Origin of the sequence: Amycolatopsis viridis (genome assembly GCF_011758765.1) — a bacterium.
GTDB classification, from domain to species: Bacteria; Actinomycetota; Actinomycetes; order Mycobacteriales; family Pseudonocardiaceae; genus Amycolatopsis_E; species Amycolatopsis_E viridis.
This window is the reverse complement of the sequence record NZ_JAANOU010000001.1, coordinates 5,372,885-5,394,574: the sequence shown is the minus strand read 5'-3', so window position 1 is coordinate 5,394,574 and position 21,690 is coordinate 5,372,885. Positions and strand designations below refer to the sequence as shown.

General features: G+C 72.1%; 16 protein-coding genes. 1 reads left to right on the top strand and 15 read right to left on the bottom strand.

The features are described from left to right. Positions 1-3: 3 nt before the first annotated feature. From FHX46_RS26665 to FHX46_RS26595, 15 genes are all read right to left on the bottom strand, one after another. On the bottom strand, positions 4-993 hold the full coding sequence (locus tag FHX46_RS26665; RefSeq protein WP_167121694.1) for a GHMP family kinase ATP-binding protein: 990 nt from the start codon (positions 991-993) through the stop codon (positions 4-6). Next, positions 990-1,688 (bottom strand): nucleotidyltransferase family protein, encoded by a 699-nt coding sequence (locus FHX46_RS26660; protein WP_167120419.1) that lies wholly within the window; start codon positions 1,686-1,688, stop codon positions 990-992. The genes FHX46_RS26665 and FHX46_RS26660 overlap by 4 nt, the downstream gene beginning before the upstream one ends. Beyond that, positions 1,685-2,794 carry an SDR family NAD(P)-dependent oxidoreductase gene (locus FHX46_RS26655; RefSeq protein WP_167120415.1) on the bottom strand — a complete coding sequence of 370 codons (1,110 nt, stop codon included), beginning with the start codon at positions 2,792-2,794 and terminating at the stop codon, positions 1,685-1,687. The genes FHX46_RS26660 and FHX46_RS26655 overlap by 4 nt, the downstream gene beginning before the upstream one ends. Continuing rightward, positions 2,791-3,924 (bottom strand): glycosyltransferase family 4 protein, encoded by a 1,134-nt coding sequence (locus FHX46_RS26650; protein WP_167120412.1) that lies wholly within the window; start codon positions 3,922-3,924, stop codon positions 2,791-2,793. Before FHX46_RS26650 ends, FHX46_RS26655 begins: the two co-directional genes overlap by 4 nt. A 4-nt stretch (positions 3,925-3,928) precedes the next feature. Further along, positions 3,929-5,116 (bottom strand): HAD-IIIA family hydrolase, encoded by a 1,188-nt coding sequence (locus FHX46_RS26645; RefSeq protein WP_167120410.1) that lies wholly within the window; start codon positions 5,114-5,116, stop codon positions 3,929-3,931. A 59-nt stretch (positions 5,117-5,175) separates the two neighbouring features. Next, a complete protein-coding gene (locus tag FHX46_RS26640; protein WP_167120408.1) occupies positions 5,176-6,399 on the bottom strand; it encodes an O-antigen ligase domain-containing protein in 1,224 nt (407 codons plus the stop codon). After that, positions 6,396-7,925, bottom strand: coding sequence for a right-handed parallel beta-helix repeat-containing protein (locus FHX46_RS26635; RefSeq protein ID WP_390622642.1), 1,530 nt, complete (start codon positions 7,923-7,925; stop codon positions 6,396-6,398). Before FHX46_RS26635 ends, FHX46_RS26640 begins: the two co-directional genes overlap by 4 nt. A gap of 7 nt (positions 7,926-7,932) precedes the next feature. After that, on the bottom strand, positions 7,933-9,867 hold the full coding sequence (locus FHX46_RS26630; protein ID WP_167120403.1) for an alginate lyase family protein: 1,935 nt from the start codon (positions 9,865-9,867) through the stop codon (positions 7,933-7,935). Continuing rightward, positions 9,864-12,038 carry a bi-domain-containing oxidoreductase gene (locus tag FHX46_RS26625; RefSeq protein WP_167120400.1) on the bottom strand — a complete coding sequence of 725 codons (2,175 nt, stop codon included), beginning with the start codon at positions 12,036-12,038 and terminating at the stop codon, positions 9,864-9,866. The genes FHX46_RS26630 and FHX46_RS26625 overlap by 4 nt, the downstream gene beginning before the upstream one ends. A gap of 10 nt (positions 12,039-12,048) precedes the next feature. Then, entirely contained in the window at positions 12,049-13,953 is a 1,905-nt protein-coding gene (gene asnB, locus FHX46_RS26620) for an asparagine synthase (glutamine-hydrolyzing) (RefSeq protein WP_167120398.1), read from the bottom strand. A gap of 7 nt (positions 13,954-13,960) precedes the next feature. Then, positions 13,961-15,580, bottom strand: coding sequence for a Wzz/FepE/Etk N-terminal domain-containing protein (locus FHX46_RS26615; protein ID WP_167120396.1), 1,620 nt, complete (start codon positions 15,578-15,580; stop codon positions 13,961-13,963). Continuing rightward, positions 15,577-16,926, bottom strand: a complete 1,350-nt coding sequence (locus FHX46_RS26610; protein ID WP_167120393.1) for an exopolysaccharide biosynthesis protein — start codon at positions 16,924-16,926, stop codon at positions 15,577-15,579. The genes FHX46_RS26615 and FHX46_RS26610 overlap by 4 nt, the downstream gene beginning before the upstream one ends. A gap of 146 nt (positions 16,927-17,072) precedes the next feature. Beyond that, positions 17,073-18,251, bottom strand: coding sequence for a glycosyltransferase family 4 protein (locus tag FHX46_RS26605; RefSeq protein WP_167120392.1), 1,179 nt, complete (start codon positions 18,249-18,251; stop codon positions 17,073-17,075). Continuing rightward, entirely contained in the window at positions 18,241-19,557 is a 1,317-nt protein-coding gene (locus FHX46_RS26600) for a nucleotide sugar dehydrogenase (protein ID WP_167120390.1), read from the bottom strand. Before FHX46_RS26600 ends, FHX46_RS26605 begins: the two co-directional genes overlap by 11 nt. 137 nt (positions 19,558-19,694) lie before the next feature. Then, on the bottom strand, positions 19,695-20,567 hold the full coding sequence (locus tag FHX46_RS26595) for an LLM class F420-dependent oxidoreductase (protein ID WP_167120388.1): 873 nt from the start codon (positions 20,565-20,567) through the stop codon (positions 19,695-19,697). Positions 20,568-20,719: 152 nt separating this feature from the next. Between FHX46_RS26595 and FHX46_RS26590 the strand changes: the two genes are divergently transcribed. Then, positions 20,720-21,637, top strand: coding sequence for a nucleoside hydrolase (locus FHX46_RS26590; RefSeq protein ID WP_167120385.1), 918 nt, complete (start codon positions 20,720-20,722; stop codon positions 21,635-21,637). The last annotated feature ends 53 nt before the right edge of the window (positions 21,638-21,690 follow it).

The window sequence follows — 21,690 nt, the reverse complement described above, 5'->3', positions numbered from 1 at the left end:
GCGTCAGCTCCAGATGTCGTGGTGCACGTTGAGGATGACCCGGGACCCGAGGCGCTCCAGCTTGATGGGCAGCTCGGTCATCCCGGCCAGCCGGTCGCGCACCTCCCGCTGGTGCTCCAGCGGGCAGGTGACCAGCAGGAACCCGCCGCCGCCCGCGCCGGTCACCTTCGCGCCCGACGCGCCCGCGGCCAGCGCGGCGTCCACGGCCTCGTCGATCTGCCGGTTCGACACCCCGGAGGCGAGCGCGCGCTTGGCCTCCCAGCTCTTGCGCAGCGCGGTGCCGACCGCGGACAGGTCGCGGTGCCGCAGGCCGTCCGCGGCCTCCCCGGCGAGGTCGCGCAACTGGCCGAGCTGGGCGAGCCTGCTGCCGACGTTCGCGTTCTGCTCGCCGAGGATCGTGTCGGCGCTGCGGGTGATGCCGGTGAAGAACAACATCAGCTCGTCCTGCAGCTTCCGCCAGTCCGCGCGGGCCAGGTCGATCTGCTCGACGCCGACCGCGTCGCCCGGCCCGAACCGCAGGTCGCACAACCCGCCGAACGCGGCCGCGTACTGGTCCTGCTTGCCGATCGGCTTGCCGCACCGGTCGATCTCGATGGCGCAGGCGCGTTCGGCCAGTTCGTCCGCGGTCACCTGCCTGCCCCGGTAGGCGTAGAGCGCATGCAGCAGGCCGACGGTCACCGAGGACGACGAGCCGAGCCCGGAGCCGGCGGACGGGATGTCGGCGAGCGTGGTGATCTCCACGCCGCTGCACACCCCCGTCATCCGCATGGCCTCGCGCACCAGTTCGTGGTCGAGGTCCTCGACGCGGGAGACGATCTCCTTGCGCGAGTAGTTGACGTAGATCTCGTCGTCGAAGCGCTGCTTCACCACGACGTAGACGTACTTGTCGATGGCCGCGTTGAGCACCCGGCCGCCGTGTTCGGCGTAGTAGCTCGGCAGGTCGGTCCCGCCGCCGACCAGCCCGATGCGCAGCGGGGTCTGCGTGATGATCACGATGCTCGCCTGCCTTGCCATTCGCCGCGCGCCCTGTCCAGGGCGGCGGGGGTGCCGATGTCGAGGAACCAGGAGTCCCCGATGGAGACCACACGGGCGTGTCCGACGAGTTCCGGCAGCAGGTCGTAGCCGATGTCGCGGGGCGGCGGCCCGATGAGGTCGAGGACGGCCGGGCTGAACGCGTACATCCCCGCGTTCGCCAGGGACGAGGCCGGTTCCGCCGGTTTCTCGGTGAACCCGGTGACCAGTCCGTCGTGGACGGTGAGGATCCCGCAGCGGGTGGGGTCGGGGGCGTGGCACACCGACAGCGTGGCGATGGCGCCGCCCGCACGGTGCGCGTCGATCAGCACCCGCAGGTCGAAGTCGGTGAGGTTGTCCGCATTGAGCGCGAGGAACATCTCCTCGCCCTCGACGAACGCGCGGTTGGCCCGCAACGTGCCGGCGCTGCCGAGCAGTTCCGGCTCCTCGACCGCGTGCACACGCGGACCACCGTCCCGTGTCGCCAGGTGCCGGCGCACCAGCGGCGCGAGGTGGTGCAAGTTGACCAGCACCTCGCCGACACCCGCGGCGTCCAGCGCGTCGAGCCAGATGTCCAGCATCGGCCGTCCGCCGACCTCGACGAGGCACTTGGGGACGTGGTCGGTCAGGGGCCGCAGTCGCGTCCCCAGCCCGGCCGCCAGCAGGACCGCCTTCACGTCCGCGCCTTGCGGATCACGCCGAGCGAGCGCATCTTCGCGTCCGCCCCGGCCAGGATCTCGTCCAGGCCGGGCAGATCCCGCAGCCACCCGGCGTACTCGGCGACGGAGTCGGCCGGGGTCCGCTTCGGCGACCAGCCCAGCTGCCCGAGCGCGTCGACGTCCGAGGTGATGTGCCGGGTGTCGCCGAAGCGGTACTCGCCGCTGATCCGGCCGGGCCGGTCCGATCCGTACTGCCGGCGCACGATCTCGGCGAACTCCTGCGTGGTGTACCCGGTGCCACCGCCGACGTTGAACACCCGCCCGGCCGCGCGGTCGTCGGTGAGCACCAGCACGTTCGCGTCGACGACGTCGTGGATGTTGACGTAGTCGCGGATCGCCTGCCCGTCCTCGTACAGGGTCGGCGCGCCACCGAGCAGGTAGTGCAGGTTGAAGATGCGGCACGCGCCGGAGTAGGCGTTGTACACCGACTGCCGCGGCCCCTGCACGATGCTGTAGCGCAACGCGACGGTCGGGATCCCGTAGCGGCGCCCGAGGTTGACCGCCACGACCTCCTCGCCGTGCTTGGACATGCCGTAGGCGTTCTGCGGGTTCGCCACCCGCTCCGGCGTGGGCAGCACCTCCAGCGGTTCACCGCACGCCGCGCACCCGATGTCCCAGCGGCCCGCGCGCAGCTGGGACTCCGGCCGCATGTCCGGGGTCTGCTCACCGTGCACGGCGCACCGGTACAGCCCTTCGCCCATCGCGGCCTGCGAGGACGCCACCACGATGCGGGCCAGATCGAGCTTCTCGGCCACGGCGATTTCGTAGATCATCGCCGTGGACGTGACGTTGACGTCGGTGAACTTCGCGAAGTCCGGCAGGTAGTCCTGGTGGGCGGCGAAGTGGTACACCGCGTCGACCCGGCGCAGCAGGTTGCGCACCAGGTCGCGGTTCCGCACGTCGCCCTCGTAGAACTCCACGCCGGGCGTGAGGTGGTCCGGAGTGCCGCGGTGCACCGGCGCCGTGAGCGCGTCCAGCACGATCACCTCGTGCCCCAGCTCGGTGAGCCGGTCGCAGGTGTGCGACCCGATGAACCCGGCACCGCCGGTGACCAGGATCCTCATCGGGCGTGCACCTCCCGGTAGACGTCGAGCGTGCGTTTCGCGGTGGCCGCCCACGTGAACGCGGCGGCGCGTTCCGGCCCGCGCACCCGCAGCCGCTCGCCCTCCGGGCCGCACGCCTTGACGATCGCGTCGGCGATCGAGCCGGTGTCCGCCGGGTCGGCCAGCAGCGCCGCACCGCCGGCCGTCTCCGGCATCGCGGTCACGTTCGAGGTGACCACCGGGCACGCGCACGCCATCGCCTCCAGGATCGGCAGGCCGAACGTCTCGTTGTGCGACGGGTACACGAACACGTCCGCCGCGCGGTAGAAGTGCACGGTCTCCGCCAGCGGCACCCCGCCCACCCACACGATGTCGCCGGCCACGCCGAGCCGCGCCGCCAGGGACCTGAGCTGCCCGACGTACTCGACGTCGCGACCCGGGCCGACAACGACCAGCTGCCGGTCGCCCAGATCCGGCTTCGCCGCCGCGAACGCGCGGATCAGTCCCTCGCAGTTCTTGTACGGCCACAGCGACGACACGAACAACACGAACCGCCGGCGCACGCCGTAGCGCTCCGACACGCGGGCGAACGCCTCGTCCTGGTCACCGGGCCGGAACAGGTCGTGGTCCACCGCTTCCGGGATGAGCCGGATCTTCGCCGGATCGACCGCCAGGTACTGCTGGACCTCGTCGACGAGGCTGCGCGAGTTCAGGATGATCGCGTCGGCCAGCCGCGCGGTGCGCGGATAGCTCAATTGCCGGTACAGCCGCGCGGGCGGCGAAATGGCGTCCGGGGTGGTGTACGCGTGCAGCGTCTTGATGTGCACCACGAGTTTCGGTGCGGACCGGATGATCGGGGCCATCAGCGTGTTCAGCACGTCGATCCGGCCCAGTGGCAGGCGCAGCGGCGAATACAGGTGTTCCGACAGCGTGCGCAGGTTGCGCCGCTCGTTGGACCACGGGTAGGTGAGGTACTCCACGCCCGGTCCGTAGCCGGAGTGCGTGGGCCGGGACCGCGGGCTCACCATCAGGTGGAAGGACTCGCCCTCGGTGAGCAGCTTCGCCATCTCCGGGATCACGCGCGTCCAGAACCAGTGCGCGCCCGACGGGTTGCCCGGGTCGTCGGTGAGCAGGTTGATCGCGACGCGCATGCGGTCAGAACGTCTGGGCGGCAACGGCATCTGGGGTCATCCTCGACTGTCGGACGTACTGGGCCAGCAGGTGCATGCACGCCTGGTGGGCGTCTTCGACGACCCCGTAGTTGGCGGAGCCGACGTGGATGGCGACCTCGGCGCGGCGCCGCGCCGGGCCGCCCTCGAACCCGGTGAGCGCGATGGTCCGCAGGCCGTGCGCCGTCGCCCAGTCCAGCGCCCGCACGATGTTCGGCGAGCGGCCGGACGACGACACGGCGATGAGCACGTCGCCCGGCCGCGCCTGGGACTGCAACTGGTATTCGAAGACGTGCTCGTATCCCAGGTCGTTGGCGATCGCGCTGAACAGCTCCACGTTGGTGCTCAGGCTCTGCACCCGCGCGGTGACACCGGTCCCGTTGCGCACGCCCTTCACGTGGTCGCACTGGAGGTGGTTGGCGATCGACGCGGATCCGCCGTTGCCGCAGGCGAACACGGCCGAATCGGAGTCGTAGGCGGTGTTCAGGATCTTCGCCGCGCGGCTGACCTGCTCCAGGTCGACGGTGGCGAACGCCCGGGACAGCTCGGCGACGTACGCACCGCCGTAGGAGTCCGCCCGGTGGAACCGTGCGGCCGGGAACTTCGGCGGCCGCTGAGGCACGGGTTGCGGCACGGCCGCGCCGCCGAGGATGAACCCCACGGCGGCGGCGAGATCCGGGAACGCCGGAACGCCGGTCACCGCCGACCCCGGTGGTCCGACGTGCAGCGGCGTGGCGCCGACGGCGCGGGCGAGCCCGACGTCGGACGGGCTGTCGCCGACCACCCAGGACGCGGAGAGGTCCAGGTCGAGCGCCTCCGCCGCGGCCAGCGCCATGCCCGGACCGGGCTTGCGGTCGGCGCTGCGCCGCGCGAACGCCTCGACGACGCCGTCCGGGTGGTACGGGCAGAACAGCCACAGGTCGACGTGCGCGCCGTGCCGCGCCAGCTCGGCGATCATGTGCTTGTGGACCTGTTCCACGTCGGCGATGCCGTAGTAGCCGCGCGCCACCCCGGCCTGGTTGCTCACCACGGCGACCGGAATGCCGGCGCGGTTGAGCGCGGCGATGGCGGCGATGGACCCGTCGATGAACTCGACCCGGTCGACCGAGCCGACGTACCCGCTGTCGACGATGATCGTGCCGTCCCGGTCGAGCAGAACGCCTGGCTGGCTCACGGTTCGACCACCTCTCTCGAGATGTCTTGAGGTCGCGCGGACCACGGTGTCCGTTACGGTCATCCGGTTACCGTCCTTTGTGGAACAGCGCGGGGCGCGGACAGCAACCCGGCGGCGACGAAGAGGTGCAGCAGGTACGGCGAGGCGTCCCCGATGCCGACCTCGGTGTAGGAGGCGACCAGGCAGTAGGTGATCAGGAAGATCGCGTACGCCCGCGACGGTGACGGCGGGCGCGACAACGCGACGATCACCAGCGTCAGCAGGAACAACGCCACCAGCACGATGCCGAGCCAGCCCTGCTCGTGGTAGACCGCGAGCCAGCCGCTGTCGATGGGCAGGCCGTTGAAGGACTTGTTGGACAGCCCGGTGCCGAACACCTGCTCGAACCAGCCGCGCGGCTCGGTCAGCAGCGCGTCCCACACCTTCGTGCGCCCGGTGAGGTTGCTCAGCGCCTCCTGGTCCTGGCCGCGCAGCATCCACGCCTGCACCAGCGGGCCGAACGGGATCGCGGCGAGCGCGGCGATACCGGCGGCGACGGTGAACGCCTTGCGGGCCCGCAGGCTGGTCAGGAACACCGACAGCCCGGCGACGGCCAGCGCGACCACGACGCCGAGCATCGCGGTCCGGGTGTGGCTCAGCACGAGCATGCCGAACGCCGGACCGCCGACGAGGGCGACCGTGCGGACGTCGGTCTCCTGCGTCATCCACAGCAGCACGACCAGCCCGGCGATGATCGCGCTGTAGGCGCCCACCTGCGGCGCCGTCATGGGCCACAGGGTGCCGCTCAGGCGGCCCTGGTTGCTCGCCGGCAGGGCGTTGCCCGGCGAGATGAACAGGCCGATCCCGACCGGCACGAGCACCATGATCAGGGCCCGCAGGTGCATCCGGATGAACCGGACGGCGTGCCCCATCCACGGGCTGATCAGCCACAGCGTGGCGACGAACAACGTCAGCCGGAAGCAGCGGAACAGCGAGCCCCAGCCTGCTTCCAGCCGCACGCTGCCGGCGATGCTGGACGCCACCAGCAGGGTGAGCAGGAACAGGAACGCGCTCGGCCGGATCCGCACCCGCGGGTTGACGACCAGCGCCAGCCCGAACGCGGCGACGATCGAACCCATCGTGGCCATCTGCACGACCGTGCGGGGCAGCGTGATCAGCAGCTGGCCGCCCTGCGAGCCGAGCGTGTTGAACACCAGCAACCCCCAGATCGCCGGCAGCAGCCGGGGGAACGCTTCGGTGGCGGAGCCCGGCTCGGCGCGCGGGAGGAACGTGCCGGCGCTCATCGGTTGCCCGTCCCGGCGGTGAAGGTGCTGCCGGTGTCCTGCTGGTAGGGCGGCGCCTGCCAGGCCAGCGTGTCGAGGACCCCGTTGGTGTCGACCGCCATGAAGCTCCACGGCCCGGCGTAGGTGTTGTCGTGCCACTGGTTGCCCTGGTGGAACGTGATCGCCTGGCGGATCACCTCGCCCCGGTAGGGCGACCAGTCCGGGTAGGTGCCGTAGTTGGACAGCACCGCCATCCGCCCGCACAGCACGGTGCAGCCGACGACCTCGGGGTTCAGGGAGAACCGGTTGTGGTGGATGTCGACGCGCTGGGTCTTCCAGCGGCAGTCGCCGTACAGCGGCGGGGCCGCGATGGCCGGTTGCGAGCAGGTCGCCGCGTCGCGCACCAGGCGCGTGCAGTAGCCGGTCGAGGTGTTCGCCGCGCTGTTGCAGAACCGGTCCGCGTTCTCCCACAGGGTGACCCCGGACCAGTTGTCGATCAGGTCGTTGCCGGTGATCTCGATCTTGTCGGTGCGCGCCGGGACGCGCGGCTCGCCGCCGGACTCGGAGATGTAGATGGTGGCGGCGGGGAAGGTGTCGCCCTTGTCCACGAACGAGCGCCCGTCGACCCAGTTGTTGCGGCGGATCGTGTTGTTGCGGATCACCGCGTTGTAACTGGTCTCGTAGATGATCGCGGAGCCGCCGTTGCCCTCGATGACGTTGCCCTCGATGAGGAAGTCGTTGTTGCCGGTGTCGGCCCACAACCCGGTGCCCTGGTTGTCGTGCACCCAGTTGCCGCGCACGTCGGCGCCGTCGACCGCCCAGAACTTGATGCCGCCGGTGCAGCCGCAGCCCCGGTACTGCTCCTCCAGGTGGTCGGTGTTGTTCCCGGTGATCTCGTTGCCCTCGACGACGAGGCCGGTGATGTGGTCGCCGGCCTGGTAGGCGTTCATCGCGTACTGGCCGTTGGTGCGCAGGCAGTTGGCCCGCACCTGCTGGCGCGCGCCCGCCATCAGCCCGGCGCCGTGGTTGTCCTCGATGCTGTTGTGCTCGATCACCCAGCCGTCGCCGGAGTCGTGGTTGACCACACCCTCGTTGACCGGCGCGTTGAACCCGGTGACCACGAGGTGGCTGATCGTCACGTTCGACCCGGAACCGGCGAAGGCGTACCGGTTGACGCCGCGGCCGTCGAACACCGCCCCGGGCGCGCCGAGGTACACGTCATCGTTCCTCGGCTGGATCTGGTCGTACTGGTCGTCGCCGAGGACGTGCCTGCCCGGCGCGAGCCAGAACGTGGTGCCCGGCGGGTGGTTCGCGGTCTGCACGGCCAGGTCGTTGGGCACGCCGGGGTGCACGACGACGGCGCCCGCGGGCGGGGTGGCCGGCCCGGGCTCGACGTGGCCGCACACCGCGGCGACGTGGTCCGGCGGGCCCTCGTGCGCGGTGTTCGCCGTGGTCGGCGGGGACGTGCACGCCGGCACCGCCAGCAGTGCCAGTGCGGGCAGCAGCAGGCGGATCCGGGTCGTCGATCGTGCGGGCACGGCGTCCAACCTCCGGCTAGCGGGCGAAGCGCAGCAGGGTGACCAGCGCGCCGCCGGTGCACCCACTGCCGATCAAGGTGGTGGCCGGCTCGCGGCGGCCGTAGCCGGGCGAGTACCAGCCGAGCGGGGGCGCGGTCCGGCCGCGGTGCGCGGTCCAGGCGAGCCCGCCGGGCAGTTCGAGGATCGCCGTCTCGTCGCGGCCGCCGGCGGTCCACGTCAGTACGGCCGCGTTCCCGGACAGCTCCGCGGACACCCGCGGACCGAGGTGGAACGCGAGTCGCGCCCGGTGCGGCCGGTCGGCGGTGATCTCGTCGGTGATGCGCAGTGCGCGGCCGGCCGGGTCGAGTTCGACGGTGCGGCGGTGCACGGCCGGCCGGTAGCCGTCGTGTTCGGCGCACCAGCGCGGCACCCCGCCCCCCGGCCGGGCCAGCACCCGGGTTCGGGCGTGCCGGGTCCACAGGAACGGACCGCCCGAAGTGGACTGATCGGTGTCGTCGAGCTGCACGGTGTTGTGGCCGAGGGTGGACCGGAAGTAGGCCCGCCACCCGGGTTCCCCGTGGTAGCAGTAGGTTCCCGGGTCGGCGAGGATGTCCACGCCGTCGTGCCGCACCTCCACGGACAGGGCGTCGGCGTGCGCGTGCGCGGCGATCGACAGGAACCCGTGCGGGCCGCCGTCGCACCGGCACCAGATCTCGGCGCGGCCGTCGCCGGGCGGGGTGCGCAGCAGGGTCAGCCCGGCGTCGGCGAAGTGGTCGGCGCGGGTGTCCGGGCGGCCCGGCAGCTCGTGCCGCCCGGCGAGCGCGGCGAGCAGCGGGGTGCGCACGTCGTCCCCACGCGGACGCGGCCACCAGTCCAGGCGGCCGAACACGGCGTCGCCGGTGGACAACAGCGAGGACCAGCGGTCGGTGCCGTGGCCGTCGAGGACCAGCCCGTGCCCGTCGTCGCCGTCGCCCTGCCGCGGCGGCCGCAGCCGGACGTCCACCACCGCCGCGAGCGCGTCGGTCATCCGCAGCAGCGTCTGCCACAGCGAGTCCGGTGCGGCGGGTCCGGCCTCGGCCGCCGCGGCCAGGCCCAGTTCCAGGACCAGGCCGTGGTACTCGGTGGCCAGCTCGCGGTTCAGCCCGGAGCCGAAGGTGTTGGCGTCCAGGTGGTCGGCCAGCGACCGCAGCGCCGCCGAGCGCCAGCCCGCCGACTCGGGGAACCACGGGAACGCGCACGCCGCGGCCAGTTGCCCGGCCGCCTCCGCGACGACGTGGTTGTTCGCCGACGACCCGCGGCTGGGGAAGGTCGCCAGCCGGCGCTGGTGGTGCCAGATCTGGTGCAGCGCCTCGGGGTTGTCCTCGAACAGCCCGGCCGCGCCGGGCCAGGCGGCGAGCAGGCGCCGCACCCACACCCAGGACAGCAACCGGATGCCCAGCTCGATCCCGCTGACCCAGTGCACGCCCGTCATCGGCGGGTTGGCCGCCCACCACGACTTCAGGTGGTCGGCGACCCGCTCGGCGTACCGGTCCTCGCCGGTCAGCGCGTGGGCGGTGGCGAGCACGGTGAGGTGCTGGTGCCGGGAGGGCTCCCAGATCTGCTTGATGTCGCCGACCACGTCCTCGTGCCGGTAGGGGATGTCGAACGCGAAGGTGTCGACCGGCGCGCGCCGGCCGGTCTTCGGGTCGAACGACCAGTCCGGGTCGACCAGATCGTCGCGCGGCACGCCGAAGTACTCGGCGTGGCCGTCGAGCAGCCGGTCCGCGGTGGCCAGCACCCGGGCGCGCGCCCCCGGCGGGACCGACACGCCCGCAGGCAGCACGGCGGTGAACCGGCGGCCGGGCAGGGGAGTGGACGGTTCCGGCAGTGCGCGCCGCAATCTGTGCCGGTTCCGCAGGTCCGCCGCCCGCCCGGCGGCTTCCCGCGGCCCCATCCGCGAGAGCCGCCGCAGGTACCAGCCCAGGTCCGTCATGGGCCGGCCCCGATCTTGACCGGCGCGCCGGTGGCGAGGCTGGTCTGCACGGCGAGCGTGGCCAGCGTGGTCGCGACCAGCGACTCCAGCGGCACCGGCATCGGGCCGCCGGAGGTGACCGCCGCGACGAACGCGTCCAGCTCGGCGTGCTGGCCCTTGTCGCGGCCCTTCGGGATGCGCGAGCTGGTCCAGCGCTTGCGCGCGTACACCGAGGCGCGGGCGAAGTCGTCGAACGCGAGCACCTTGCCGTCCGCGACGACGTCCAGCGTCTCCTTCGGGAAGGCGGCCGAACCGCTGGTGGCGTAACTGATCGTCGCCGTCGAGCCGCCCGGGTACCGCAGCAGGATCTGCAGGTCCTGCTGGTCCGGCGTGGCAGCCGCGTACACCGACACCGGGTCGTCGCCGAGCAGCCAGCTCACCGTGTCGATGAAGTGCCCGCCCTCACCGGTGAACCGGGTGCCCTCCGACCCGGCCCGGTCGTACCAGCTGCCGTGCTCCAGGCAGCCGGCGTTGACCAGGTACCGCACCGACGCCGGGCCGATCCGCCGGCCGAAACGCCCGGCGCTTTCCCTCAGCAGTGGCGCGAACCGGCGGTTGAACCCGACCTGCAGCCGGTCGTTGCCGGACTCCTCGATCGCGCCGAGCACCTTGCCCAGCTCGGCCTCGGTCAGCGCCAGCGGCTTCTCCACGAACACCGCCTTGCCGGCCAGCAGCGCGCGCCGGGTCAGGTCGGCGTGCGAGCTGTGGCGGGTCACCACGAACACCGCGTCGATGTCCGGATCGGCCAGTGTCGCGGCCACGTCGGTGGACGCCTCGGCGAACCCGAACTTGCGCTTGGCGTTCGCCGCGGACAGCGCGGACGTGGTGACCACGCGGCGCAGCTCGACGTCCGCCCGCTCCGCCAGGTGCGGCAGCAGCATCGAGGACGCGTAGTTGCCGGCGCCGAGGAACGCGGTCCGCATCCGGCCCGGCCGCTGCGACGTGCGGACCGGTTCCCGGTGCGGCACCGCGGTGGTCAGCTCCGGCTCGGCGGGCTCGTGCTCCGCACCCGGGTAGCGGAACAACACGGCGACGGCCGTCAGCTCGCCCTCGTCGAGCCTGCGGTAGGTCTCCACCGCGGTGGCGAAGTCCGCGACGTGCGAGACCAGCGGTTCGACGTCGGCGCGGCCGCGGGCGATCAGGTCGAGGAAGCACGCCAGGTTCCGGCGCTCGGTCCAGCGCACGTAGCCGATCGGGTAGTCGCGGCCGTCCAGTTCGTACTCCGGATCGTAGCGGCCCGGTCCGTACGACCGGGAGAACCGGACGTCCAGTTCCTTTTCGTAGTAGGCGTTCCACGGCAGGTCGAGCCGGCACTTGCCGATGTCGACCACCCGCCCGCGGTCCCGCGCGAGCTTCGCGGCCAGCTCGACCGGCTCGTTCGTGCCGCCCCCGGCGGCGAGGTACACCTGGTCGACGCCGTGCCCGCCGGTCAGCTCGCCGACCGCGACCGCCACCTCGCCGGAACCCGGGTGACCGCCCACCGACGCGCCGAGCCGCTCGGCCAGCCGGCACCGCCCGGTGTCCGGGTCGGCCCCGACCACGCGCACCCCGGACGCCACCAGCAGCTGCACGACGAGCTGCCCGATCAAGCCCAGCCCGATCACCAGCGCGGTGTCGCCGAGCTGCGGCTCGCCGCGGCGGACGCCCTGCAGGGCGATCGCGCCGACGGTGCCGAACGCCGCGTGCCGCGGCCGCACCCCGGCCGGTACGCGGGTGTACAGGTTCTCCGGCACCCAGTTCAACTCGGCGTGCAGCGCGTGCTCATTGCCGGCGCACGCCACCAGATCGCCGACCTCGACGGTGCCCGCCAACCCGGCCCCGACCTCCTCGACCACCCCGCACAGCGAATAGCCCAGTGGTGTGTACGAGTCGAGGCGGTTCATCACCTTGCGGTAGGTGGCGCCGACGCCGTTGGTCGCGACACTCTGCACAACCTTGGCGACCTGGTCCGGCCGCGAGCGCGCCTTGCCCAGCATCGACATGCTCGCCTCGGTCACCTTCATCATCTCGGTGCCGGTGGAGATCAGCGAGTACGCGGTCCGCACGAGCACCCCGCCCGGCTTACAAGCGGGCGCCTCGACGTCCAGCAGCGCCAGCTCGCCGCTCTTGTAGTTCTGCACGACCTGCTTCACCAGGGCTCCTTCACGCTGCTCGCTCGGCCGCACCGGCTTCGGTCGCGCCGCGGTACCAGTACTCGAGGGTCAGGACGTGCCAGAGGTGCTTGGACCGGTCCTCGCGGCCGGCGGCGTCCTCGTCGGCCAGGCGCTGCAACGCCTCCCGCCGCAGCAGCCCGGACCGCACCAGCTCGCCGTCGTGCACGACCTCCCGCACCAGCGGCGCCAGGTCCCGGCTCATCCACGCCCGCAGGGGAGCGCTGAACAGGCCCTTCGGCCGGTACACGATCTCCTTGGGCAGGATCGGTGAGGCGGCTTCCTTCAGCGCCGCCTTGCCCTGCCGCCCGGCGATCTTGCGGTTGCCGGGCAGGCTGAACGCGGCCCGGACCACCTCGACGTCCACGAACGGCACCCGCACCTCGGTGGAGGCGGCCATGCTGGAGCGGTCGGTGTAGGTGAGGTTCAGCCCGGGCAGGAACATGCGCGCGTCGGCCAGGCACATGCGGTTGACGAAGTCGTGCAACTGGTTGTCGTGGTAGGTGTCGGCGTGTTCGGTGAGCACGTCGTCCACCGCGCCGGCGAGGTCGGGGTGGACCAGGCCGGTCAGCTCGTCCCGGTCGTACATCGTGTAGCTGCGCCGGAACGCGGTTTCCTCGGGCAGTTCGGCGAAGGACAGGAACCGCTTGGCGAACCGCACCGACCGGAAGCCGCGTCGCGCGTTCGCCACCGGCAGACGGTCCACAACGGACTCGGCTGGGCCGCGGAGGACACGCGGGATCTTCTGGTAGCGCAGCGCGATCAGGTTCGCCAGGTGCTTGCGGTACCCGGCGAACAACTCGTCGGCACCCATGCCGGACAGCATCACCTTGACCCCGGCCTCGCGTGCGGCGGTGCAGATCAGGTAGCTGTTGATCGCGGCCGGATCGCCGATCGGCTCGTCCAGGTGGTGGGTCAGGTGCGGCAGCAGTTCCTGCACGTCCGGCGCGATCTCGATCTCGTGCAGGTCGACGCCGAAGCGCTGCGCGACGATCCGGGCGTAGCGCAGGTCGTCCGGCATCGCCTCGAACTTCGCGTCCGCGGCGCGGAACCCGATGGTGTAGGCGGAGATCCCGGGGCGGTGCCGCGCGGCGAGGGCGGTCAGGTAGCTGGAGTCCAGCCCGCCGGACAGGAACGTCCCCACCGGCACGTCGGCGAGCAGGTGTGCCCGCGTGGAGTCCTCGACCACAGCGGCGAGATCGGCCGGCGGACCGGCCTGCGCCTCGGCGGCCACGTCCCGCAGGTTCCAGTACCGGCCGGTGTCCACGCGTCCGTCCGGCCGGGACCGCAACCAGGTCCCCGGGGGCAGCTTGCGCACCTCGCGGAACGCGCAGCGGCTGTCGGGCACCCAGTAGTAGAGCAGCGAGGCGACCAGTGCGGTTTCGTCGACGTGCAGCTCGCCGCCCAGCTCACCGGCCAGCGCCTTCAGCTCCGAGGCGAACACGAGCCCGTCGCCGCGGCGCAGGTAGAACAGCGGTTTGATGCCGAGCTGGTCGCGCGCCAGGAACAGCTCGCCGGTGCGCTCGTCGAAGATCGCGAACGCGAACATGCCGCGCAACCGCGGCAGGCAGTCGGTACCCCATCGCCGCCACGCCTCCAGCACGACCTCGGTGTCGGACGTGCCGCGGAACCGCACACCCTTGCCCTGCAGTTCGGCGCGCAGTTCCGGTGCGTTGTACAGCTCGCCGTTGTAGCTGAGCGCGAGCCCGCCGGAGACCATCGGCTGCGCGCCGGTCTGGGACAGGTCGATGATGGACAGCCGCCGGTGCCCGAGGTGGACGTCGCCGTGGTCGTAGCGGCCCTCGCCGTCCGGGCCGCGGTGGGCCAGCCGCCGGGTGAGCCGGTCGGTGAGCGGGCCGCCGTCCGGCAGGCGATGGGTTCCTGCGATACCGCACATGCGCTGGTCAGCCTTCGCGTTCGAGGGGCAGCTTGCCGTTGACGCAGGACCCGGTGTGGTCGGCGTGCCCGGCCGGGGCGAACTGCTTCGTCGGCAGCTCGGCCTGCACCGGTTCGAGCGTCACCGTCCGCTCGCCGTTGCGGCCCGGGAGCGGCGCGTGCCACCGGGCGGGGTGGTCGTTGCCGCCCGCCGGGCGTGCGGCGGCGAACGCGGCCCGGCCGCGCAGCGCGGTGTGCAGCCCGTCCCAGAGGGTGCCGTCGGTGCGGTCCTTCGGGTCCGGCGCGACCAGCACGATCCCGATGACCGGGATGCCCAGGTCGGCCAGCTGGCGGGCGACGGTGTGCAGCCACTGCGTGGTCGCCTTCCCGGTGCGCACCACCAGCACGGTTTCCGCGCCGAGACGGCTCAGGTCGGTCCACGCCGTGCCCGGCGCTACCGAGCCGACGCCGATCCGCAGGCCCGCACCCACCCGTTCGGCGCCGTCGACCACCGGGATCTCCGGCGGGTCACCGGCTACCGCGGTGAGTTCGCGTCCGGGCAGGTCGTCGACGAGCACGACGGTGTGTTCCGGGCCGTCGAGTTCGCCGGCCACGTGCTTGGCCACGTCCAGGGCGAGCGTCGCCGCGATCCGCGGGCAGCCCAGTTCGAGGACCGACACCGACCCGCCGCCCGGGGCGACGGTGCGGGCGAGCGTGGCGGCCACCCGGTGGTGCTGGGCGGCGGCCCGCGACCGCCGCACCCGGCTGGGCTGGGGCAGTTCACCGATGACGGAGGCGCCCAGCTCGGCGGCGATGTCGCGGCGCAGCACCGGGCGGTCCCGCACCACGCTGAGCACCGCGGCGATCGCCAGCCCCGCGAACAGGCCGAACGCGCCGCCGATCCCACCGGTGGTCATGGCCGAGCCGAGCGTGGACGAGGCGACCGCGCGCGGCCCGTCCACGATCTGGCTGCCCGCCCCCAGCTGGGGCTGCCCGACCCGGGCCTCGGTGGCGCGGCCGGTGTAGTCCGAGACGCGCGAGGCGAGGTCGGCCCGGCGCGCGTACAGCGTTTGCAGCTCGGCGGGGCCGATCTGGCTGGTGCGGCCCGACGCCTGCGCGATCTGCACGTCCACCTGGTTCAGCTCGCCCTGCAGCTGGTCGCGCTGGTTGAGCAGCGCCTGCGCCTCGGCATCGGCGGCCGCCTGCAACCGCTGCCGGTGGTCGGTGATGAACGCGTCGGCGATCGCCTTGGCGCGGGCGAGCGCGTCCGGGACGGTCGGGCCGGTCGCCGTGACCTGCATGATGTTGTTCGTCAGCCCGGCACCGGTGTAGGTGGTGCGGAACTGCTCGGGCGTGGCCGGCAGGTTCAGCGTCCGGACCGCGGCGCCCGCGATGCGGGTGCTCTGCAGCACCGCCACGTCGGTCTGGATCAGGCTCTTGCTGTCGTTGGGCTGGTCGGCCGTGTGCAGCACGAGCAGGGACGTCACCGCGGTCGGTTTCGCCGGGGTGAGGAACGCGAACGCCGCGCCGCCGAGCAGTCCGATGACCGCGGCGGCGAGCCACATCCGCCGCCTGCGGCGGATCGAGGTCAGCAGCCGGTGGAGGTCGATGAGCGGCTGGTCCGCGGGTGCGCGGTCGGGTGTGGTCATGCCGAACCCGCCAATACCCCGTCCGGCCGCGCCGCACCGGCCGGCTCGTCCCCGGTCCGCGCCGACGTCCGCGCCGGGTGGGCCACGACGGTGCCGAGCACCCGCAGCCCGGCGTCCCCGCACGCGGTGGCGAGGTCCACCAGCTCCCAGCCGGTCCGGGTGCCGCTGCCCTGCACGACCACGACCCCGTCGGCGCCCTCGACCTCGCCGACGGTGGGCCGGGCGGCGCTGGTCACCACGATCCGCAGCTCGGGCCGTCCGGCCGAGGCCGCGACCAGCTGGGCGGCGGCGCCCCGCCCGGCCGGGTCGTCGTCGGCGACGAGCAGCACGACGAGCGCGAACGTGCCCCGCTCGTCACCCAGGCGGGACAGCACCCGGCGGTAGCGCACCTCCCGGCTCGCCCGGTCCACCGACGGCAGGAGCTCGGGTTCGTTCCACGCGCGGTCCAGGCCGAGCCAGCGCGACCAGGCGTGCCGCGCCTTGCCGGTCGCCTGGTGCGTGCGCCGGTCCACCGGCACGTCGACGCTGCCGAGCACGGGGCCGCCGACCGCGGACCCGATCTCCTGCTCGTCCCGCAGCCGCCGGTCCGCTCGTGCGCCGATCAGGTGGCCGAGCACGCCGAGCAGGAAGAACGCCACCGCGCCACCACCGGCGAACTGGGTCATCGTCGGTGCCGCCGGGCTGGTCGGCAGCTGCGCCGAACCCATCACGACGGTCTTGGTCTGGCTGATGGTCTGGTCGGACTGGTCCAGCTTGAGCATCGCGTCGGCCAGGTCGCTGCGCAGTTGTTCCAGCTGCGTGCGCACATCGACCGTCTCCACGGACAGCTTCTGCGCCGATTGGGACAGTTCGGTGATGCGGTCGTTGGTTTCCTGGACCTGGTGGCGCAACGCGGTCGCCTGTTCCTGCGCCACTTGGCTCGCGGCGTCGGAATTCGCGCCGAAGAGCTGCGCGGTGTAGGCCACGTAGGCGTTGGCCACCTGGTCGGCCAGTTTCTGCGCCTTGTCCGGCGTGTCCGCGGTGGCGGTGATGTCGATGATGTTGGCCTGGCTCGCGCCGGCCTTGACGTTGCCGCTCAGCGCCGCCCCGCTCACCCCCCAGCCCAGTGCCTGCGCGGCCCGGTCGAGCACCACGGTGCTGGTCGCGACCTGCGCTTCGGTGAGGAGTTCGCCCGCGTCGCGCGAACCCTGGAGCAGCACGCTCGTCGAGGTCCGGTAGCCGGGGGAGAACAGCAGCGACGCGCCCGTCCCGACGAGCGCGCCGAGCACCGCGAGCGCCGCGAGCAGGCGCCAGCGGTTGCGCAGGATCCGTCCGATCGTGGACAAGCGGACGGTGTCGTCACCCAATGGTTGCCCCCTCGATCGATCCGCGGGACGCCACCGGCGTCCGGTTGGATTGCCTTTCACGAACCAGGTCGCGGCAATTCCTGGATTGGTTACCGGCCTGGTGCAAAAAGTTTCTCGACGGGGTTTTCCCGGTACCGGTCAGCGATTCACCGACTCGCGGCTGCGTATGCGGCGAGCAGGGATTTCGCCGAGTTGGCCCACGACAGCGGTCCCGCGACGCGCGCCGCGCCGATGTCGCCCATGCGCCGCCGTTCCGCGGGATCGTCCAGCAACCGCGCGGTGAGCTTGGCGAACTCGAGTTCGTCGTTGGCCGGCGCGTACACCGCCGCGTCGCCCGCGGAAACGCGCGCTTCGCGCAGGTCGAACGACACGATCGGCCGGCTCATCGCCATATATTCCATGATCTTGTTCATGGTGGACACGTCGTTGAGCGGGTTGTGCGGGTCCGGGGACAGGCAGACGTCCGCTGTGGACAGATAACGGACCAGGTCGGCGTCCGGGATGCGGCCGGTGAACTCCACCCGGTCGTCCAGGCCCAGTTCCCGGGACAGCGCGACCATCGCGTCGAACGCGTCGCCGGACCCGACGAACACCGCGTGCCAGTCGGTGCGACCCAGGTCGTCACGCAGTTTCGCGAGCGCGCGCAGGGCGAAGTCGACGCCGTCCTGCGGCCCCATCACACCCAGGTAGCACAGCAGGTGCGGCTTGCCGCGCTTGAGTTCCGGCTCCGGTGGCACCTGGTGGAACCGCTCCACGACCGGGGCGCTGCGGACCACGAACACGTCCGCGGGCCGCTTGCCTCCGCGGGTCAGTGCCACGTCGCGGTAGCTCTCGTTGGTCGAGATGACCACGTCCGCGGCCCGGAAGGTGGCCCGTTCCAGCGCGCACACGCCGCGGTAGAGCAGGTCCCGGCCACGGCCGAACCGCGACAGGTACAGCTCGGGGACCAGGTCGTGGTGGTCGAAGACGAACTTCGCGCCACGGCGCTTGAGCCGGAGCGCGACGAGGAACAGCAGGTCCGGCGGGTTGCAGGCGTGCACGACGTCGACCCGTCCGACCCTGCGGGCCAGCCGGGCCGTGTGCCACAGCGCGGCACCGTACTCCCGCAGGTAGCCGGCGGGGCCACCGGTGGCCGCGGTGAGCGGGTACCGCAGGATGTGCACGCCGTCGAGCACGACCTCCGGTTCGGTGTCCCGTTTCGTCCCCTGTGGACAGATCACGTGGACGGTCCACCCGGCGTCGCGCAGGGTGGTGCACTCCTGCCAGACCCGCCGGTCGAACGGCACGGACAGGTTCTCGACGAGGATCAGGGCGTTACCAGGCAAGGCCGACGTATCCTTCTTCGTCGCGGCGCACGGCGGCGTCGGGCAGGCGGACGAGGTCGATCAGGGTCCGGCCGCCCGCGTGGGGCAGCACGGCGAGCACGGCCGGGTCGGTGCTGCCGACCAGGCACACCTCGGCGTGGTCCAGCACCTCGCCGGGCGAGCCGGCGAGCAGCTGGCCCAGGTGCGGCAGGCGGCTTTCGATGTACTCGCGGTTGGCGCCCACCAGCCGGGACAGGCTCACGTTCGCGTCGTAGATCCTCAGGTCGTAGCCCTTGCCGAGCAGGCGTTCGGCGAGTTCGACGAGCGGGCTCTCGCGCAGGTCGTCGGTGCCCGGTTTGAACGACAGCCCGAACAGGCCGATGCGCCGTTTGCCGGTGCGCGCGACCAGGTCGAACGCGCGGCGGAGGTGCTCTTCGTTGGAGGGCAGCACGTGCGCGAGCAGCGGCACCGACACGTCGGCGCGGTGCGCGGCGTAGACCAGCCCGCGCAGGTCCTTGGGCAGGCACGAGCCGCCGAAGGCGAAGCCGGGCCGCAGGTAGGCCGGGCTGACGTTGAGCTTGCGGTCGGCCAGGAACACGTCCATCACGCGGTGCGAGTCGAGGCCGAGGGCGCGGCAGATCGCGCCCAGCTCGTTGGCGAAGCCGATCTTGAGGCCGTGGAAGGCGTTGTCGGCGTACTTGGTCATCTCCGCGACCGGGATCGGCACCCGGAAGACGTCGCCGGGCAGGCCCGCGTAGAGGTCCGCGACCGCGTCGCCGCTGGCCGGGTCGAGTTCCCCGATGACCGTTTTCGGGGGGTCGAAGAAGTCCTTGACGCTGCTGCCTTCCCGGAGGAACTCGGGGTTCACGGCGACGCCGAAGTGGACGCCGGCGGTGCGGCCGGAGGCCTTTTCCAGGATCGGCACCAGCAGGTCCAGACAGGTGCCGGGCAGCATGGTGCTGCGGAACACGACCGTGTGCCGGCCGGTCTTCCCGGCGAGCGCGCCGCCGATCTCCTCGGTGACCCGTTCCAGGAAGGCGGTGGACAGGCTGCCGTTGGGGGCCGACGGCGTGCCGACGCAGACCAGCGAGATGTCACTGCCGGCGATCGCGTCGGCGACGCTCGTGGTGGCGGTGAGCGCGCCGTTCGCGACGACCCGTGCGGTCAGTTCACCGATGCGTTCTTCCACCACGGGTGCGTTGCCCCGGCGGATGAGGTCGATCTTGCCGGGATTGATGTCGACGCCGATCACCCGGTGTCCCTCACCGGCGAGGCACGCGGCCGAGACGCATCCGACGTAGCCGAGCCCGAAGACGCTGATCTTCATGGAAATCCTCCCGCCGCCACCGGCTTGACCCAGAGGTCGGGGGACGGGAGGACATCGTTACGGGCCGCGTTCGCGGAAAACCGTTGGCCTGGTCGGGTTTCCGCGAGGAAGAAACCTCCTGGGGCGGTAACCGGCGGTCAGAGCGTTTCGGCGAACGGGATGACGTCGTCGGCGAAGGTTTCGATCAGGCCCGGGTCCGGAAGCCCCGGGATGGAGCCGATCACGGCGTCCACGCCTAGTTCGTGCAGGCGGCGCAGTTCCCGCTTGAGCTCGTCGGCCTTTTCGCCGCGTGCCCCGACGTCGAGGGGGTGGTAGACCGTTTTGGTGATGTCGGCGTAATCGCGGCCCTCGGTTTCGCAGTGCCCGCGCAGGACGTCGAGCTTGTGTTCGAGGTCGGGCCCGTCGAAGATGTTGCAGGCGTCGCCGTACCGCGCGACGAACCGCAGGGTCTTCTGCTCCCCGCTGCCGCCGATCATGATCGGCGGGTGTGGTTTGGTGAGCGCCTGCGGGACGTTCAGGAGCCGTTCGGCCTCGATGTGCGGGCTGGAGAAAGGTCCGTCGTCGTCGGACCACATGCGCAGCACGTATTGCAGCGTTTCTTCGAGCATCTGGAAGCGTTCCGCGGTGGGCGGGAACGGGAAGCCGAGACCGCGGCATTCCTCTTCGTTCCAGCCGGCGCCGATGCCGAGCATGGCCCGGCCGCCGGAGAGCACGTCGAGGGTGGTCACCGCCTTGGCGAGCACGCCGGGCTGGCGGTAGAGGACGCCGGTGATGACGGTGAGGAGTTTGACGCGTTCGGTGTGGGCGGCGAGGAAGCCGAGGGTGGTGTACGCCTCGAGCATGTCGTGCTCGCTGGGTCCGACCGCGCGAATCTGGAAGAAGTGGTCCATCACGGCGAGGTAGTCGAATCCGGCGTCGTCGGCGGCGCGGGCGATGTCGGCGAGGTCGCGGCCGAGCGTGGCGGGGCCGCCGGGCCAGGTGAAGTCGGGGATTTGCAGTCCGAGTTTCATGGGTGTCCTCTGCGTGGTTTCGACCTTCAGGCTCCGGTGCTGACGGCCAGCGGGTGGTGCCGCGGGCGCTGACGGGTGGTGGGGTACCCGAATTGGCGACGTGAACCGGGCGGGCGGCGCGAGCTTCACGCGCTACGGCACAGTCATCTCCCATGACCCCGCAGGCAGCACCCGTCCCCGTCCTCGTCGACACCGACGGCGGCCTTGACGACGCGCTGGCACTGGTGTTCCTCACCCGCAGCCCCGCTGTCGACGTCGTCGCGATCGGCTCGGTGCACGGCAACGTGCCCGCCGAGGCCGCCGCGCGCAACACGCTGCGTGTGCTGGAGCTGCTCGAGACCGAGGTGCCGGTCGCGCAAGGAGCCACCGCGCCGTTGACCCGCGAGGTGCACTACCGCCATCCCGAGGACCCGGTGGGCCGCCTGCTCGGTCCGCCCGCCGCCAAGCCCGTCGGCGAGCCGGCCGCCGCCCAGCTGCTCCGGCACGTGCGGGCACGCCCGGGTGAGCTCGCCCTGCTCATGCTCGGCCCGTTGACCAACCTCGCCCTGGCGTTGCAGCGGGAACCCCGGCTGCCCGGGCTGGCCGGCCGGGTCGTGGTGATGGGCGGGGTGTTCACCGGTGACGGCAGCGTCTCCGCGGTGGCCGAGACCAACATCTGGTCCGACCCGGAGGCCGCCGACCAGGTGCTCACGGCGGGGTTCGACCTGACGCTGGTCGGGCTCGACGTGACCCGCCAGGTCCAGCCCACGACCGGCTGGCTCACCGCCTTGGCGCAGGACCCACTGCCCTGGGGAGGCTTCGCCAAGCTGCTCGCCGCCGCACCAACGGATCAGCGGCCGCCGATGCCGTTGCACGACCCGCTCGCGGCCGCCGTCCTGGCCCGCCCCGACCTGGTGAGCTGCCGCACCACGCCGGTGCGGGTCGAGCTGGCCGAGGGCGCCGCGCGGGGACGCACCCGCGCGGACAGCTCCGGGCGCGGCGGCCAGCCCGCCGTCCAGGTGGCGGAGGACGTGCACGTCGAGCAGGCACTGGACGTCCTCATCGAGGGTCTCGTCCCCGGCCTGCGTTGATTCCCTCCGGGGCTCGCTGTGGGCGGCACGACTCCCCGGAACCAGGCGGGACG

What these genes read in the sequence shown, in the direction of transcription:
- FHX46_RS26655 (WP_167120415.1), bottom strand. Translation starts at nt 2,794, where the DNA reads ATGAGGATCCTGGTCACCGGCGGTGCCGGGTTCATCGGGTCGCACACC.
- FHX46_RS26600 (WP_167120390.1), bottom strand. Translation starts at nt 19,557, where the DNA reads ATGAAGATCAGCGTCTTCGGGCTCGGCTACGTCGGATGCGTCTCGGCC.
- FHX46_RS26640 (WP_167120408.1), bottom strand. Translation starts at nt 6,399, where the DNA reads ATGAGCGCCGGCACGTTCCTCCCGCGCGCCGAGCCGGGCTCCGCCACC.
- FHX46_RS26615 (WP_167120396.1), bottom strand. Translation starts at nt 15,580, where the DNA reads ATGACCACACCCGACCGCGCACCCGCGGACCAGCCGCTCATCGACCTC.
- asnB (WP_167120398.1), bottom strand. Translation starts at nt 13,953, where the DNA reads ATGTGCGGTATCGCAGGAACCCATCGCCTGCCGGACGGCGGCCCGCTC.
- FHX46_RS26650 (WP_167120412.1), bottom strand. Translation starts at nt 3,924, where the DNA reads ATGCGCGTCGCGATCAACCTGCTCACCGACGACCCGGGCAACCCGTCG.
- FHX46_RS26595 (WP_167120388.1), bottom strand. Translation starts at nt 20,567, where the DNA reads ATGAAACTCGGACTGCAAATCCCCGACTTCACCTGGCCCGGCGGCCCC.
- FHX46_RS26630 (WP_167120403.1), bottom strand. Translation starts at nt 9,867, where the DNA reads ATGACGGACCTGGGCTGGTACCTGCGGCGGCTCTCGCGGATGGGGCCG.
- FHX46_RS26590 (WP_167120385.1), top strand. Translation starts at nt 20,720, where the DNA reads ATGACCCCGCAGGCAGCACCCGTCCCCGTCCTCGTCGACACCGACGGC.